Origin of the sequence: Actinomadura sp. NPDC049753 (assembly GCF_040674655.1) — a bacterium.
Classification (GTDB): domain Bacteria; phylum Actinomycetota; class Actinomycetes; order Streptosporangiales; family Streptosporangiaceae; genus Spirillospora; species Spirillospora verrucosospora.
In genome coordinates, this window is the sequence record NZ_JBFARL010000104.1 from 1 (window position 1) to 15,248 (window position 15,248).

14 protein-coding genes are annotated in these 15,248 nt (G+C 73.6%); 9 read left to right on the forward strand and 5 right to left on the reverse strand.

Annotated features, from left to right (window positions below; all coding sequences use genetic code 11):
* Positions 1-301 precede the first annotated feature (301 nt).
* Both AB0K37_RS24695 and AB0K37_RS24700 read left to right on the forward strand, forming a co-directional pair.
* Positions 302-673, forward strand: a complete 372-nt coding sequence (locus AB0K37_RS24695; RefSeq protein ID WP_363984903.1) for a hypothetical protein — start codon at positions 302-304, stop codon at positions 671-673.
* A 168-nt stretch (positions 674-841) separates the two neighbouring features.
* Entirely contained in the window at positions 842-2,494 is a 1,653-nt protein-coding gene (locus tag AB0K37_RS24700; RefSeq protein ID WP_363984905.1) for a serine/threonine-protein kinase, read from the forward strand.
* A 9-nt stretch (positions 2,495-2,503) separates the two neighbouring features.
* On the opposite strand, the gene AB0K37_RS24705 is transcribed toward AB0K37_RS24700, so the two are convergent.
* Both AB0K37_RS24705 and AB0K37_RS24710 read right to left on the reverse strand, forming a co-directional pair.
* Positions 2,504-3,694 (reverse strand): lipid-transfer protein, encoded by a 1,191-nt coding sequence (locus AB0K37_RS24705; RefSeq protein ID WP_363984907.1) that lies wholly within the window; start codon positions 3,692-3,694, stop codon positions 2,504-2,506.
* A complete protein-coding gene (locus tag AB0K37_RS24710) occupies positions 3,691-4,140 on the reverse strand; it encodes an OB-fold domain-containing protein (RefSeq protein ID WP_363984909.1) in 450 nt (149 codons plus the stop codon). Before AB0K37_RS24710 ends, AB0K37_RS24705 begins: the two co-directional genes overlap by 4 nt.
* A gap of 222 nt (positions 4,141-4,362) precedes the next feature.
* Between AB0K37_RS24710 and AB0K37_RS24715 the strand changes: the two genes are divergently transcribed.
* The 3 genes from AB0K37_RS24715 (at position 4,363) to AB0K37_RS24725 (ending at position 6,520) form a co-directional block, all read left to right on the forward strand.
* Positions 4,363-5,130, forward strand: a complete 768-nt coding sequence (locus tag AB0K37_RS24715) for an SDR family oxidoreductase (protein ID WP_363984911.1) — start codon at positions 4,363-4,365, stop codon at positions 5,128-5,130.
* A gap of 36 nt (positions 5,131-5,166) precedes the next feature.
* Entirely contained in the window at positions 5,167-6,126 is a 960-nt protein-coding gene (locus AB0K37_RS24720; RefSeq protein ID WP_363984913.1) for an LLM class F420-dependent oxidoreductase, read from the forward strand.
* 94 nt (positions 6,127-6,220) lie between these two features.
* The gene (locus AB0K37_RS24725) at positions 6,221-6,520 is read left to right on the forward strand and encodes a Fe-S cluster assembly protein HesB (protein WP_089310191.1); all 300 of its coding nucleotides are present in this window, start codon (positions 6,221-6,223) and stop codon (positions 6,518-6,520) included.
* A 73-nt stretch (positions 6,521-6,593) separates the two neighbouring features.
* Here AB0K37_RS24725 and AB0K37_RS24730 read toward each other — a convergent pair whose 3' ends face one another.
* The 3 genes from AB0K37_RS24730 to AB0K37_RS24740 form a co-directional block, all read right to left on the reverse strand.
* On the reverse strand, positions 6,594-6,794 hold the full coding sequence (locus tag AB0K37_RS24730) for a hypothetical protein (protein WP_363984916.1): 201 nt from the start codon (positions 6,792-6,794) through the stop codon (positions 6,594-6,596).
* A 98-nt stretch (positions 6,795-6,892) separates the two neighbouring features.
* Positions 6,893-7,993: a hypothetical protein gene (locus tag AB0K37_RS24735; RefSeq protein ID WP_363984918.1), complete on the reverse strand. Its 1,101-nt coding sequence runs from the start codon at positions 7,991-7,993 to the stop codon at positions 6,893-6,895.
* The gene (locus AB0K37_RS24740) at positions 7,990-9,054 is read right to left on the reverse strand and encodes a phosphotransferase family protein (RefSeq protein WP_363984920.1); all 1,065 of its coding nucleotides are present in this window, start codon (positions 9,052-9,054) and stop codon (positions 7,990-7,992) included. The genes AB0K37_RS24735 and AB0K37_RS24740 overlap by 4 nt, the downstream gene beginning before the upstream one ends.
* A 116-nt stretch (positions 9,055-9,170) precedes the next feature.
* Between AB0K37_RS24740 and AB0K37_RS24745 the strand changes: the two genes are divergently transcribed.
* The 4 genes from AB0K37_RS24745 to AB0K37_RS24760 all read left to right on the forward strand — a co-directional run bounded on the left by AB0K37_RS24745 (position 9,171) and on the right by AB0K37_RS24760 (position 15,247).
* Entirely contained in the window at positions 9,171-9,821 is a 651-nt protein-coding gene (locus AB0K37_RS24745) for an MBL fold metallo-hydrolase (RefSeq protein ID WP_363984922.1), read from the forward strand.
* A complete protein-coding gene (locus AB0K37_RS24750; RefSeq protein WP_363984924.1) occupies positions 9,818-10,588 on the forward strand; it encodes an HAD family hydrolase in 771 nt (256 codons plus the stop codon). The genes AB0K37_RS24745 and AB0K37_RS24750 overlap by 4 nt, the downstream gene beginning before the upstream one ends.
* Positions 10,589-10,733: 145 nt before the next feature.
* Complete coding sequence (locus AB0K37_RS24755; protein WP_173397798.1) at positions 10,734-10,937, forward strand: PspC domain-containing protein; 204 nt, start codon at positions 10,734-10,736, stop codon at positions 10,935-10,937.
* Positions 10,938-11,020: 83 nt separating this feature from the next.
* Positions 11,021-15,247: a hypothetical protein gene (locus AB0K37_RS24760; RefSeq protein WP_363984927.1), complete on the forward strand. Its 4,227-nt coding sequence runs from the start codon at positions 11,021-11,023 to the stop codon at positions 15,245-15,247.
* Position 15,248 lies beyond the last annotated feature (1 nt).

Below are 15,248 nucleotides of genomic sequence, written 5' to 3' on the forward strand. Positions count from 1 at the left end.
GGGGCTGAACGCGCTGATGTACGGCCCGGTGCTCGGCGGAGCGGCCGGCTGGGCGTCCGTCAGCCTGTCCCCGCTGAACGGGGAGTCACTGGCGAGAGGCTGCTTTGAACTGACTGGTCAGTACAAACTTAGCTCTGCTGAGAACCTCGCGAATCCACCCGAGCGGTGACATCAGACACGTGACCCCCACGACCGAGGTCACACAAATCAGTCCTGTGAGTTAAGTCACAAACGCCACATCCAGCCAGGGGGGCGACGAGATCGCTATTGGACGGGCCGTCTGATCTGACAGACTCCGGGGATGACCGAGTCGTCACACGCGCACCGCGGGCTGGCCGCGCTCATGGCCGGGATGGGCGCCCTCCACATGATCGCTCCGAAGCCGTTCGACGCACTCGTCCCCGAGCGGCTCCCCGGCGGCGCGCGGACCTGGACCCACCTCAGCGGCGTCGCCGAGCTGGCCTGCGCCGCGGCCCTCGCCCGCCCCCGCACCCGCAGGGCGGGCGCGCTCGCCACGGCGGGCCTGATGGCGGCGGTCTTCCCCGCCAACGTCAAGATGGCCCGCGACTGGCGCCACCGCCCCCTGCCCCTCCGCGCGGCCGCCTACGCCCGCCTTCCCCTCCAGGCCCCCCTGGTGGCCTGGGCCCTCCACGTGGCCCGCCAGGCCGACTGAGAACCCGTCCACGCGGCGTGACCGGTGCCTTATAAGATCGACCACCGCAACGACCCGAGTAGCCGCGATCGCGTCCGAAGGCAGGTTCGAGCTTGCGAGAACCTGATCGCGCAGCGAGCCTCCAAGGCGAGACGGAGCGATGCCGGCGATCGCCCGCGTTTCTCGACGATGGAGGGCCGCCAGGCCCGAAGGAGGAGAAAAACGCAGTTGGGTACAGAACCACTCCGTCTGGAAGATCCTGCTGACATCGGCGGGTATCCGCTGCTGGGGCGCCTGGGCGCGGGGGGCATGGGGCAGGTCTATCTGGGGCTGACCGCCAGCGGGCGGCATGTCGCGCTCAAGGTGATCCGGGAGGACTTCGAGGGGCCGACGGCGCTGGCCCGGTTCCGGCGCGAGGTGGCGACCGTCGAGCGGGTGCGCAGCAGGTTCGCCGCCGCGATGGTCGGCGCCGGCCTGGACGCGCCGCCGTACTGGCTGGCGACGGAGTACGTCCCCGGGCCGACGCTCCGGCAGGCGGTGGCCGCGCACGGGCCGCTGCCTCCCGAGACCTGCGTGCGGCTGCTCGCGGAACTGGCGCAGGGGCTGCTGGAGATCCACCGGCACGGCGTCCAGCACCGCGACCTCAAGCCGGGCAACGTGATCCTCGCCCCGGACGGCCCGCGGCTGATCGACTTCGGCATCGCGCGCGGCGAGGGCCAGACGCAGATCACCCAGACCGGCGCGTGGAACGGCACCCCCGGTTTCGTCGCGCCCGAGGTGGTCCGCGAGCAGCAGCCCCTTCCCGCGTCGGACGTGTTCTCGCTCGCCGGGACGGTCGCCTACGCCGCGACGGGACGGCCCCCGTTCGGCGGCGGGCGCATCGAAGCGATCATCCACCGCACGCTCAGCGGTGAGATCGACCTGGAGGGCGTCGACCCGCGCGTCGCCGGGCTGGTCCGGCAGTGCGCCGCGAAGGAGCCCGAGGCCAGGATCACGCTGGAGCGGCTGCTCCAGCAGATGCCCGCGCTCGGCCCCCTCGCCGCCGACCCCGCCTACCGGCGGATCGTGGGCGTTCCGGCGCCGATGCCCGCCAGCGTCACCGACGCGGTCGCGTCGGGTCTCGTCCCGGCCGACCGCACGAGGACGGTCCCGGGCGTCTCGCGCGGACGGTCGCGCGCCGCGGTCATCGCGGCGGGCGCCGGGGTGGCCGCCGTGGTCCTGGTGGGCGCCCTGCTCGCGCGGTTCGTCCTCAACGGGGACGGCGGCGGCGAAGAGAACGGGAACAAGCCGCAGGCCGGGCAGGGAACGCAGGGCGGCACCGCGACCGGTGACCCCGCGGGCTCGACCCCCAGCGGCGGGGCTTCGGCCGCGGCCAACGGCGTCCCGCCGGACCGGATCCTGGTCAAGCAGCCCGCCGACATCGCGGACCTCCGGTGGACCCAGGCGACCAAGACGTGCCAGCCCGCCGCTCGCCCGGAGGACTTCGACCTCGCCAACGACACCCAGATGTCAGTGCCGCGCCAGCCGTACACCGAGAAGACCGTCGAATTCGGCCTGCGCTTCAAGTACGCGGACCCGCCCAAGTACTACGTCGCCATCCAGGTCCGTCCGCCGGTGGAGCAGCAGGGGAACGGCGTCACCGGGGTGGTGCAGAGCAAGCCGCACTTGTACCCCGGCCAGAACGCGTGGCTGAACATGCGTTACCCGTCGGAGTTCAAGTGGGAGGGCGCCGGGAACGGCACCTACCCGCTGATGAAGGGCGACTGGACGGTCATCTGGTTCCACGTCCGTCCGAACGGCGACGCCTACTACCTGACCTGCGACGGCTTCACCGTCGCCTAGCCGTTCCGGTCAGCGGACGGTGATGACGGCGGAGCCGTGGCCGAAGAGGCCCTGGTTCACGGCGATGCCGGCCCGCGCGTTCTCCACCTGGCGGCCCTCGGCCCGGCCGCGCAGCTGCCAGGTCAGCTCGCAGACCTGCGCGATCGCCTGAGCCGGGATCGCCTCGCCGAAGGAGGCCAGCCCGCCGCTCGGATTGACCGGGACGCGGCCGCCGAGAGTCGTGGCGCCCGAGCGGAGCAGTTCCTCGGCGCCGCCCCTCTCGCACAGGCCGATGTCCTCGTACCAGTCGAGTTCGAGGGCCGTGGACAGGTCGTAGACCTCGGCGAGCGACAGGTCCTCGGGGCCGATGCCCGCTTCCTCGTAGGCGGCGTGCGCGATCGCGGACCGGAACGGCCGCTCGGGCTCCGGGACGGTCATCGCGGAGTCCGTCGCGAAGTCGGGCAGGTCCAGGACGGTCTTCGGGAACGTGGGCGTCGCCGTCGACAGCGCCGGGATGCGCACCGGGTCGGCGATGCCGTGCCTGCGCGCGAACTCCATGGACGTCAGGACGAGCGCCGCGCCGCCGTCGCTGGTGGCGCAGATGTCCAGCAGCCGCAGCGGATCGGCGACCACGGCGGACTCGCGTACGTCCTCCACGGTCACCTCCTTGCGGTACCGGGCGTTCGGGTTCGACAGCCCGTGCCGGGCGTTCTTCACCTTGACGGCGGCGAAATCGTCCAGCGTCGCGCCGTACATCGCCATCCGCCGACGCGCGTACAGAGCGAAGTAGATGGGGTTGGTCGCGCCCAAGAGGCGGAAGCGGAGCCAGTCGGGGTCGTCAGGGCGGTCCCCGCCGACAGGCTTGAAGAAGCCCTTCGGCGCGGCGTCGGCGCCCACGACCAGCGCGACGTCGCAGAGACCCGCGAGGATCTGCGCGCGTGCGTTGTTGATGGCCTGCGCCCCGGACGCGCACGCGGCGTAGCAACTGGACACGCGCGCGCCCGACCAGCCGAGCGCCTGCGCGAACGTCGCGCCCGCGATGAACCCCGGGTAGCCGTTGCGGATGGTGTCCGCGCCCGCCACGTACTGGACGTCCGTCCACGCGAGGCCGGCGTCGGCGAGCGCGGCCCGCGCCGCCGCGAGCCCGTACTCGACGAAGTTGCGGCCCCACTTGCCCCACGGATGCATGCCCGCGCCCAGCACGGCGATGTCGCGCGTCATTTCACGGGCCTCCACATCCAGACGGTGTACTCGGCCTCGTCGTCCTCGTAGAGGACGCCCTCGGTCAGCTCGACCTCCATGCCGACCGCGAGGTCGTCGACGGTGTGGCCGGGGGCGACCTGCCCCAGGACGACGATGCGCTCGGCTTCGAGTTCGACGGCCGCGACGGTGTACGGGACGAACGGGTCGGGGGAGACGTACGGAGGCGGCGGCTTGTACCGGGAGTCGGCGTAGGACCAGATGCGCCCGCGCCGCGACAGCGCGTACGGCTCCAGCTCGGAACCGTCCTTCGGGCCTGTGCAGGCGGGGTTGCGGCAGGCCAGCTCGTTGCGCGGGAAGTACGGCGTTCCGCAGGCGCCGCAGCGGGTACCCAGCAGGCGGACGTCGCCGTCCCCGGCGGCGAACCAGCCCTCGATCGCCGGACGGCGTTCCTTGGTCGTGGTCACGCGGTCCTCCTCGTCTCCGACCGGGCGCAGCGTAACAACCGGGCAAGAGCCCCGGACGGGACGTGTCCGGTGAGCGGGACGGCCGCGGGACGGACCATGCGAACCCACCTAACTGACTCGTCAGTCACTTCGGTACAGTGAACCGAGTCGGATTCTGGTGATGCCGCCCGCAGGGTGCGAACAGGCAGGCCCTCAGGGTGCGGACAGGCAGGGAGCGTGCGGATGCGGACTGGTCTAGAGGGCAAGACGGCGCTGGTCACCGGGGCGTCCCGGGGAATCGGGAAGGCGATCGCCACCGCGTTCGCCGCCGAGGGGGCGAACGTCGTCCTGTCCTCCCGCAAGCAGGAGGCGCTGGACGAGGTCGCCAAGGAGATCCGCGCGGCGCACCCGGGCGCGGGCGTGCTCGCCAAGGCGGCCCACGTGGGCGACGCCGAGCAGGCCGCGGCCTGCGTGGACGCGGCCGTCGCCGAGTTCGGCGGCCTCGACATCCTCGTCAACAACGCCGGCACGAACCCCTACTTCGGCCCGATGGCCGACATCGAGCCCGCCGCCGCGGCCAAGACCGTCCAGGTCAACCAGTTCGCGATCGTGCAGTGGACGCAGCTCGCGCTGCGCGCGTCCCTCGCCGAGCGCGGCGGCGCGATCATCAACATCGCCTCGGTCGGCGGCATGGTCACCGAGCACGGCATCGGCTACTACAACGCCACCAAGGCCGCCGTGATCCACCTCAGCCGGCAGTTCGCGATGGAGCTGGCCCCGAAGGTCCGCGTGAACTGCATCGCGCCCGGCCTGGTCAAGACGCACCTCGCCCGCGCCCTCTGGGAGAACAACGAGGCCGAGATCGGCAAGTACATGCCGCTCGGCCGCATCGGCGAGCCCGAGGACATCGCCAACGCCGCCGTATTCCTCGCGGGCGACGCCTCGTCCTGGATGACCGGGCAGACGCTCGTCGTGGACGGCGGCGCCACCATCCGGCCCTCGATCGCCTGACCGCCCGCCCCGGAACACAGGAACAGGGAGAAGCGCATGTCACGCTGGGGACTGACCATTCCGCTGACCGGCCTTCCGCTGGCCGAGCACCGCGAGATCGTTTCCGGGCTGTCCGGGCTCGGCTACACCGACGCCTGGTCGGCCGAGACCAACGGCGCCGACGCCTTCACCCCGCTGGCGCTCGCCTCGCAGTGGGACCCCGGGCTGCGCCTCGGACCGGCGATCGTCCCGGTCTACACGCGCGGCCCCGCCCTGCTCGCCCAGCAGGCGGCCACCCTCGCCGGCCTCGCGCCGGGACGCTTCGTGCTGGGCATCGGCACCTCGTCCGACACGATCGTGCAGCGCTGGAACGGCATCCCGTTCGACGAGCCCTACAAGCGCACCCGCGACACGCTGCGCTTCCTCCGCAGGGCGCTCGCGGGGGAGAAGGTGAAGGAGGAGTACGAGACCTTCGCCGTGAAGGGCTTCAAGCTGGAGAGCGCACCGGCGACGCCGCCGCCGATCGTCCTCGCGGCCCTGCGCCCCGGCATGCTGCGGCTCGCCGCCCGCGAGGCCGACGGCGCGATCACCAACTGGCTCGCGCCGAAGGACGTCCGGACGGTCCGCGGCGCCCTCGGCGACGGGCCGGAGCTGATCGCGCGGCTGTTCGTCTGCCCCACGGCCGATGCCGAGGAGGCTCGCGCGATCGGCCGCTGGATGATCGCCGCGTACATGACGGTCCCCGTCTACCGGGCGTTCCACGAGTGGCTGGGACGCGGCGAGGCGCTGGGTCCGATGAACGAGGCATGGGCGGCCGGCGACCGGAAGAAGGCGCTGGAGGTCATCCCGGACGAGGTGGTGGACGACCTGATCGTGCACGGCTCCCCGGAGCGGTGCCGGGCCCGCGTCCGCGAGTACGTCGACAACGGCCTCACCACGCCGGTGCTGGCGATCGTCCCGAGCGGGGGCCTGTCCCAGGCGGAGGCGGTGCGGGCGCTCGCCCCGAGTGCGGACTGAGATCGCCTGATCACGTCCCGATGTTTACGGCCGGGAGCAGCGGGGAGGGTGGGGCAAATCCCGACAGAGAACGAAGAGACGTGAGGAGCTGATCGTGCTCACGCTGACCAGCGGTGCCGTCCAGGTCATCCGTACGGTGACCGCCAATCCGGAGCTTCCGCCCGAGACCGGCATCCGCATCGAGTCCGGGCTCGACGGCTCGGACGCGCTGCGGCTCTCGGTCGCCCCGGCCCCCGAGGCCGGCGACCAGGTCGTTGAGGAGGAGGGCGCCAAGGTGTACCTGGAGCCCACGGTCGCCGAGATGCTCGACGACAAGACCCTCGACGCCCAGGTCGACCCGCAGGGCGACGTGGCCTTCACCATCGCCGAGGGGTCGGAGGGGACCCCCACCTGACGTTGGAGGACGAGACCGGGGCGCGCCCGCCGGGCCGCCCCGGTCTCGTGTTCCTCCGCCGTTCCGCGCGGTGTCAGCGCATCGCCGCGACGACGGCGACCACGGCGAACACGAACGCCGCCGCGGTGAGGAACGCGAACGCCGCGATCACCGCGCAGGCCAGGGCGCGCGGCTGGTCGCGCCAGGCGGGGGAGCGGTCGCGCGCCTGCGGGTCCGGTCTTCGCCGGAACGACCGTCCCGCGTCCAGGGGGTCGCGTGAAGGCGGGGTCGTCACGAGCGCCAGTGTCGCAGATAGATCGCTCCGGCCGCCGACCGCCCGGGCCGTGCGTTCGCGCGGGCGGATTCAGGGCCCGCCGGGGCTCCGGGCACCGGTCAGTCCGGGAAGGAGGGGTGGGGGCCGAGGGCCCAGTACTCGAACAGGCCGTAGCCGGTGGCGGCGCCGGTGGGCTGCGCCCCGTCCAGGTACTCGTAGCGGCCGACCGCGTCGACCATGCCCCACATGCGGGCCGCGTCGTCCGGCTTGCGGGTGTCGTAGGCGACGCCCTGCACTTTCAGGTCGGGTCCCTGGTACATGCCGTGCTTCCAGTCGGGCTCCAGCCCGTAGCCGGTGCCGACCATGAGGTGGACGGGCAGGATCGGCGTCGCCCTCACCTCGAACGGCTCCCCGCCGGGCGGGGCGAAACGGAGCGTCGCCGTGACCACGTCGCGGGTGCCCTCCGCGTACTCCGGGCGGTATTCGGGACGTCCCAGATACTCGGGCTCGCGGTCGGGCCAGACGCGGGTGGCCTCCTCCAGGATGCGGCGGCCCTTCTCGTCCTCCTGCACGATGCAGAGGATGGCGTGGTCCTCGAACTGCATCGGCGCGTAGAGCCAGTAGAACGTCCCCGCGTTCTTCGCCTGGATGCCGGGCGGCTCCGGCTCGCCCACGGGCCGGATGCCCCAGGAGCGGTCCCGGGAGCCCCACCAGTGGTCGGGAGTGACCTCGATGGTCTCGCCGTCGACCGTGATGGTGCCCGTCCAGCGGCCGGTCTGCGCGAGACGGCGGGAGTCGAAGACGACGCGTTCCTGCCAGCGCAGGTAGTGCGGCGGCTCCAGCGTGGCCGGGACCGAGCCCTCCCAGGTGAGGTCGAACGAGAGGCCGTGCCCGGTCTCGTCCAGGACGACCCGGAGCCGCTTGAGCCCCTCGATCACCTCGACGCGGAACGGCCCGACCGTGGTGTCCATCCGGTCGTCGCCCAGCTCGCGGGACGCCCGGACGACCCTGTGCGCCGGTCCGCGCCGCACGACCGCGAACGCGTCCATGACGCCGAGGTTCGGGTACTGCCCGATCCCGATGATCATCATCAGCTCGTCGGAGCACGGGTGGACGTTGAAGTAGTAGCGGTCGTAGAAGTTCCGGTCGGAGGTGGTGACGTGCCGCATCACCTCCGGCGCCTGGTGGATCGGGTAGTCGTCGAGCGGCGAGAGCGTCACCGGTCCCCTCCCATGATGCGGGCGAGCAGCTGCGTGCAGTTGTTGTTGTGGGGGAAGTCGGCCGACTCCTCGATCCAGCCGAAGTCGATCATCGCCTGGCCGATCCGCGCCATGATCACCGAGAACTTGAAGCCGGACAGGATCTCGTAGTACGCCATGTGGCGCATCGGGCGTCCGAGCAGCTCCTCGTAGCGGGCGACGGTCTCGGCGTAGGAGGGGAAGCCCTCCAGCCGGGCCGCGCCGACGCCCTCGGAATGGTGCCGGTCCAGGAACATGAACCAGGCGAGGTCCTCCTCCGGCGCGCCGAGCACGGCGCCCTCCCAGTCCAGCACCGCCGCGGGCGCGCCGTCCTGGAAGATCACGTTGCCGATGCGGGCGTCGCCCCACAGCGCGACGGGGTCGTCCGGCTCGTCCGGGCGGTTCGCCTTCAGCCACTCCAGGGCCCTGAGCGCCGTCTCCTGCGGCCCCCGGTAGGCCCAGCCCAGGTAGTGCTCGTAGTAGTTGAGCCGCTGGTCGAGGCCCGGCGCCCCCCAGGCGGGCTGGTCCAGGAAGCCGAGACCCAGTTCGCCGACGTCCAGGCGGTGCAGCCGCGCCATGATCTCCAGGGTGGACCACCACATCGCGGCCCGCTCGCCGGGCGGCACCTCGGTCACCCAGCCGTCCATGTGGTACGGCGGCATGTCGGTCGGGACGCGGCCGTCGACGCGGCCCATCACGAAGAACGCGGCGCCGAGGACGTCGGGGGACGGCTCGTACCAGCGGATCGGCGGCACCGGGACGGCCGTGCGCTCGTCCAGGATCCGCATCAGCCGGTACTGCTCCTCGAACCGCGGCTCGGGGAAGACCTGATACTTCTCCGGGGCGACCCGCGCGACGAGCGGCTCGCGTCTCGGCCCGCCGCCGCCGTCCCACTCGGCCTCGAAGAGCAGGGTCTCGTTGGAGAAGCCGCTGGTCTGGGGGGTCTGCACGTGCGGGATGCGGACCCCGGGCAGATGGCCGTCCAGCCACCGCGTCAGGACCCGCCGGGTGATCTCGGGGTCGCGCTGGTCGGGAACGGGCATCGCACCGCCTCCTTGCCGTGCCTGCTGGCCGGGGTCGCGCCCAAATTAGAACGTGTTCTATCAACGGTCCGGGGGGTGGTCAATGGGCGGGGCGGCCTCCGTGAAAAAATCGCCGGATGCGTCTCACCAAGCTCGGACACGCGTGCGTGCAGCTCACCGAGGACGACCGCACGATCGTCATCGACCCCGGCTCGTTCAGTGAGGCCGGGGACGCGCTGGCCGCCGCCGACGCCGTACTGATCACCCACGAGCACTTCGACCACTTCGACCCCGACGCGCTGCGCGCCGCGATGGCCGAGCGCCCCGCGCTGGAGGCGTGGACGTCCCGCGCCGTGGCGGAGAACCTCGCCGACCTCGGCGGGCGCGTCCACCAGGTCGGCCACGGCGACGCCGTCACGATCGCCGGTTTCGACGTCCACGTCTACGGCGAGGACCACGAGCTCATGCACCCGGACCTGCCGCCCATCCCGAACGTCGGGTTCCTGGTCGACGGCGAGGTCTTCCACCCGGGTGACGCGCTGACCGTCCCGTCCGAGCCCGTCCCGACGCTGTGCCTGCCCGGCAACGCGCCCTGGATGCGCGCGCTCGACCTGTACGAGTACACGCGGGAGGTCCGCCCGGGGCGCGCCTTCGCCATTCACGACGGGCTGCTCAACGACATCGGCCTCCAGGTGATGGAGCGCGTCCTCACCAGTGCCGGCGGCGAGCTCGGCAAGGAGTTCGTGCGCCTCACTCCCGGTACCTCAGTGGACCTGGCCGCCAAGTGAACGCCTCCCCCCGCATCCCCTCGGCCGCCGAGCCGACGGCCGGAGAGCGCGCCGGCTCCACCGAGTACGCGGCGGGCCTCCCCGCGCCACGCTCCATCCAGGCCGTGTTCTTCGACATCGGCGAGACCCTCGTCAACGAGGGTGAGATCTACGGGCGCTGGGCCGACTGGCTCGGCGTGCCCCGGCACACCTTCCTCACCAAGCTCGGCGCGCTGCTCGCGACCGGCGGCGACCACATGGACCTGTTCGAGTACTTCCGGCCGGGGTTCGACCTGGAAGAGGAGGAGCGGCGCCGCGAGGAGGCGGGCGTCCCGAACGGGTTCGGACCGGACGACCTCTACCCGGACGCGCGGGCGTGCCTGTCGGGCCTGCGTGACCAGGGCCTGTACGTCGGGATCGCGGGCAACCAGCCGGTCCAGGCGGCCGAGCAGATGGCGGAGCTGGCCCTGGACGCGGACGTCGTCGGCATCTCGGACGTGTGGGGCGTCAGCAAGCCGTCCCACGAGTTCTTCGAGCGCTGCGCCCAGCTCGCCGACGTGCTGCCCGACCGCGTCCTGTACGTGGGGGACCGCATCGACAACGACGTCCGGCCCGCCCTGGCGTTCGGGATGCGGGCGGCGTTCCTGCGCCGCGGCCCGTGGGGCAACATCCAGAAGGACGACGAGGCGCTCGGCGAGTGCCTGTTCGTGCTCGACGACCTGGCCGGCCTGCCGAGCCTGGTCGCCGAGCACAACGCCGGCCGTCCTCTCGGGCCGGCCGCCCCCTAGGGGACGTCCCGTACTCCTGAGGTAGCAGCGGCGAACAGGCCGCGAGAGCGATGTGAGGCCGCCTGTCCGGTTCGTAGCGTGAAAGACGTGGCCGCGAAGACCGCGGCCGCGTTCACCGCTCGACGAATCGGGGAGAGAAGAACCCATGAACGGCCTCTATCGTCCGCGCCGCGACCGCGTCATCGCCGGCGTCTGCGCCGGCCTCGCGCGCCGGTTTGGCATGACCCCGTGGACCGTCCGGATCCTGTTCCTGCTGTCGTGCCTGCTGCCCGGCCCGCAGTTCGTCGTCTACCTGGTCCTCTGGGTCATGATGCCGAACGAGGACCGCCACATGGCCGGCGCCCGCTGACTCAAGATCAACGATTGCGCTCGACCGGGGCCCCGCGGGGGTGTTAGATCGGGGCACCACCATTCCCGTGGGGAGGAGCCGCGGTGCCTGACGAGGCTCCGGGTCCCGGCCGGACGGGCCGTGCCCTGGACGAAGCCGCCGCGCGGGAGGCAGACCACGCGGCGCGACTGCTCGGGTACCTGCGCGATCTGGCGCGGGCCCGGCGGCGCCCCTCGCGCGACCTCGCCGACCACGACCACGTCCACTGGCTCGCCGGACTGCCCGGCGACGTCTACGTCGAGGCCGACGCCGGGCCCGGCGAGGTGCTGTTCAGCGTCCCGGTCATCCCGCTGACGCCGCCGGTCGTGCTGGAGGAGTTCGACGGCTGGCTCGCCCTCCGCAACTGGTACCGCGTCCTGCGCGAGCTCGCCGGCGAGGAGGCCGTCCTCGCGACGGGCCTGCTGTCGTGGCGGCCCGCCGTCCACGACCACCTGCTGAGCACGCCCGTCCGGATCGTCCTGGACGAGCGGACCGAACGCGTCGACGTCGTCCTCACCGGGCACACGACCCTGCGCGACCGGGAACTGCTGTCCGGGCACCCCGGCTTCCGGCCCGCCGACTGGATCGCCGACGCCGTCCAGGCCGGGCAGGGCTTCGGGCTCAACGCCTCCGTCGGGGACGTCCTGCGCAAATGGTGCCAGGTCGCGCTGACGAGCCCCGCCGACTACCGCGAGGACTGGACGCCCGACGCCGACGCCGCCTCGCCCGTCCCCCGGCTGCGCCTCGCGCCCGCCCTCGTCGTCCGCCCGGCGGGCCGCGAGGCCGTCGCCGACCACCACGCCAGGCTGCTGAGCCTGCTGCCGCGCGGCGTCCCCGAGGGGGTCGCGCGGTTCGTCTCGCCGGAGCTGAAGCCCCAGGTCATGCACATACCGGAGCGGGCTCCGGAGACGGTCTCCGACCTGCTGGCCGGGCTGCTGGCGCGGGGCCGCCGGGTGCTCGTCGCCACGTCCGGCCCCGCCGCGTCCGCCGCCCTGCGCGGCGCGCTCCCGCCCGGCCTCGCCGCCCTCACCGCCACCGACGCGGCCATGGCGGCCCGCGTGGCCGAGGAGGTCCGCGCCGCGGGGGACCCCGACCTCGACGCCCTCGCCGAGCGCGAGGAGGCCGCCGCCCTGCGGGTCGCCGAGATCACCGAGCGCCTGCGCGGCGGCGGGCCGGCGGAGCCGCCGCCCGACCTGCGCGCCGAGGAGCCCGAGCTGTCGTGGATGCCGGTCCGGCCCGACCTGCCGCCGGGCCCGCCGATCTCCCGGTCCGAGGCCGCCGAACTGGTCGTCCTCCTCGCGGAGGAGACCGCCGAACGCAAGGCCCGCACCGAGCAGCGGGACGTCGACCCGGGCGCGCTGCCGAGCGCCGCCTACGTCCGCACCCTGATCGAGGCGGAGGCCGCCGCCGCCGAGCGCGCCGAGCGGTCCAGGACCGAGCTGTCGCAACTCCTGCGCGACAGCGACGTCACCCTCCTCGCGCGCCTCGACGGGGACGCCTCCGTCGTCGCCGCCGCGCTCCGCGACCTCGGCCTGGAGGGCCACCCGGGCGGCTGGAACCCCTCCGACCTCGCCGTCCGCGCCCTCGGCGACGCCCTCGCCGAGCGGCGCCCCCTCATCTGGGCCCGCGTTGTGGAGATGACGTCCCGCGCGCAGTGGGCCGAGCGCGCCCTCGGCGAGCTGAGCGGCCACCGCGTCGAGCTGCCCTCCGACGCCGACCTGCGCGGCCTCGCCGCCGCCGCCCAGGACCTGCGCGCCTACCTGGCCGACGGCGGCGCCCTCAAGCGCGGCCCGCTGCGGTCCGGCGCCCAGCGCCAGGCCGAGCCTCTCCTCGCCACGGTGACGGTGGACGGCGCGGCGCCGACCACGCCGGAGCTGCTCGACATCGTCCACACCGACCTCATGGTGCGGATCACCTGCCGGGAGCTGCAGTACGTGTGGGAGGCCGCCGGCATCTCCTTCCCGGCCGACCTGCCTCCCGGCGAGCGCGTCGCCCGCTTCGTCCGCGCGCACGCCCGGCTCGCCCGCGTCCGCGACGCGATGACCGCGCTGGACTCGACGCGGCGGCTCCTCGAACGCTCCGGCTTCCGCGTCCCGCTCGTCCACCCGATCCAGTGGCACGACTACGCCGCGGCCCTGCGCAACGCCCTCGAAGGGCTCGGCGTCAGCCGCGCCACCGCCGACCTGGACGCCCTCCGCGACTCGATCGGCCCCGTCGACGGCGACGATCCCCCCGAGCTGGGCGCCGCGCTCGCGGCCGTCGACGCCCGCGACGCCGCCGCCTACGGCCGCGCCCTCGGCGCCCTCGCCGAGGCCCGGCACGAGCGCTCCCGGCAGATCCGCTGCGAGGAGCTGGTCGCCCGCGTCCGCGCCGTCCATCCCGACCTCGCCAACCTCATGGTCGCCACCGACGGCGACGAGGTCTGGCACGACCGCGCCCGCCGCTGGGACGACGCCTGGACGTGGGCCCGCCGCCGCGCGGCCTCCACCGGCCCCGCCGCCGCGGACCGCCTCCGCGACGCCCTCTCCCAGGCCGAGGGCGCCCTGCGCGAGGCCCGCGCCGACCTCACCGCCGCCCGCGCCGCCGCGTCCGCCCTCGCCCGCTCCGGACCCGACATCGTGCCCGCGTGGATCCTGCCGCTGTGGCGCGTCCCGGACGTCCTCCCGCCCGCTCCGGACGACTTCGACGTCGTCATCGTGGACGGCGAGCACGAGGCCGGCGCCGAGGCCCTCTTCGTCCTCTGGCACGCGCCCCGCACCATCCTCGTCGGCCCGTCCGGCCCCGACCTCCCACCTCCCGAGGGCTCGCCGCCGAGCCCGCGCCTCCCGTCCCACCTGCACGAAGTGGTAACCCCCACCACCACGCTCTTCACCGCCCTCACCGCTCCCCGCACCCCGCCTCCTCCCGCTGCGCGCCCGCTGTCCGAGCGCCCGGACGTGACCCAGCGGGACATCCCGATCCAGCGCCCGGAGCCGACGCGAGAAGACCTCCGGTCACGGCCGGCCGCCGGCACCGTCCCGCCCGAGGCTCCGCGGAAGGAAGCAAGACCGAGGCCGCGCGACCCGCGCCCGCTGGAACGACCGAGAGAACCGCGCCAGGAGGAAGGTGCGCGCACCATCGGCCCGCGTGCGGAAGAGCGACAAGAAGAACCACAGCGCGGTCGGACACCCGCGCGTCCGCAGGGGACCGCCCCCGGGCCGGGAGGCCGTGACCCGCGCGCGGGGGAGCGGCCGGACGTGACGCAGCAAGACGTGCGCGCTCGGCCGCCTGCACGTCCCGGCGCGGGCGCGTCCGGGCAAGGCGCCCCGCCCCGACGCCTGGACGCGGCACGGCGCGAGCCGCAGGAGCCGCAGGAGCAGCAGGGCCAGGGCCGGCCGGGCGGGCGCGGCGGCAGCCTTCCGCCCCGGCGCCTGGACGCCATGAGGTGGGACGAGCCCGCCCAGGAGCCGGGAGCCCCGGCCACGGGCCCCAACCCGCGCGTCCCGGAGGCCGGGCATGCCCCGCCTTCCGGCCGCTCAGACATCCCCGCGCTCTGGGGCAGGCCCGGCCCGCTGCCGAACCCCCCACAGCGCCCGAAGCCGCCCCAGCAGGCCCACCCTCCAGAACAAGCCCAACCCCGCCCGCAGAGGGAGACCGCAGCGGAAACGCAACCTCCACAGCGGGGACCCTCACAACAGCACCGCCCCCAGCAGCCGCAGCCGCGCCCGCAGCCGGAGGTCCCGCCGCAGTCGCAACCCGCGCAGCCGCAGCGCCCGCAGCAGGGGCAGCGGCAGCCACAACAGCCGCAGCCCCGCTCGCAGGCGGAGGTCCCCTCGCAACCGGCGCAGCCTCGTTCGCGGGCGGAGTCCTCGCAGCAGCAGCCTCGTGCGCAGGCTGAGGCGGCGGGGCGGGGGGAGCCGCCGCAGCAAGGGGAGCCTCGTGCGCGGACGGAAGGTTCGCCGCGGACGGAACCCGCGCAGCCGCAGCGTCCTCGGCAGGCGGAGGTCCCGGCGCGGACGGAACCCGCGCAGCCTTCTGGGCCTCAGTCGCAGGAGGCTGCGGGGGAGGAAGGGGCGGCGCAGCGGCGGTCGGTCGGGCAGACGCGGGTTCGGCGGGGGCGGTCGATCGCGTCCTACAAGCGGCCGGAGCTGGTCGAGATCGTGGGGCACGTCGCCGAGCTTGAGCCGGATCTGACCGATGACCAGATCGTCGAGCTGGTCACGCGGCTCCTCGGATGCCCGGAGGACGAGGCGCTGCTCGTCGGGGCCCGCCTCCGGTACGCGGTGGAGGTGTACCGGGAGGGCGCCGGGTAGC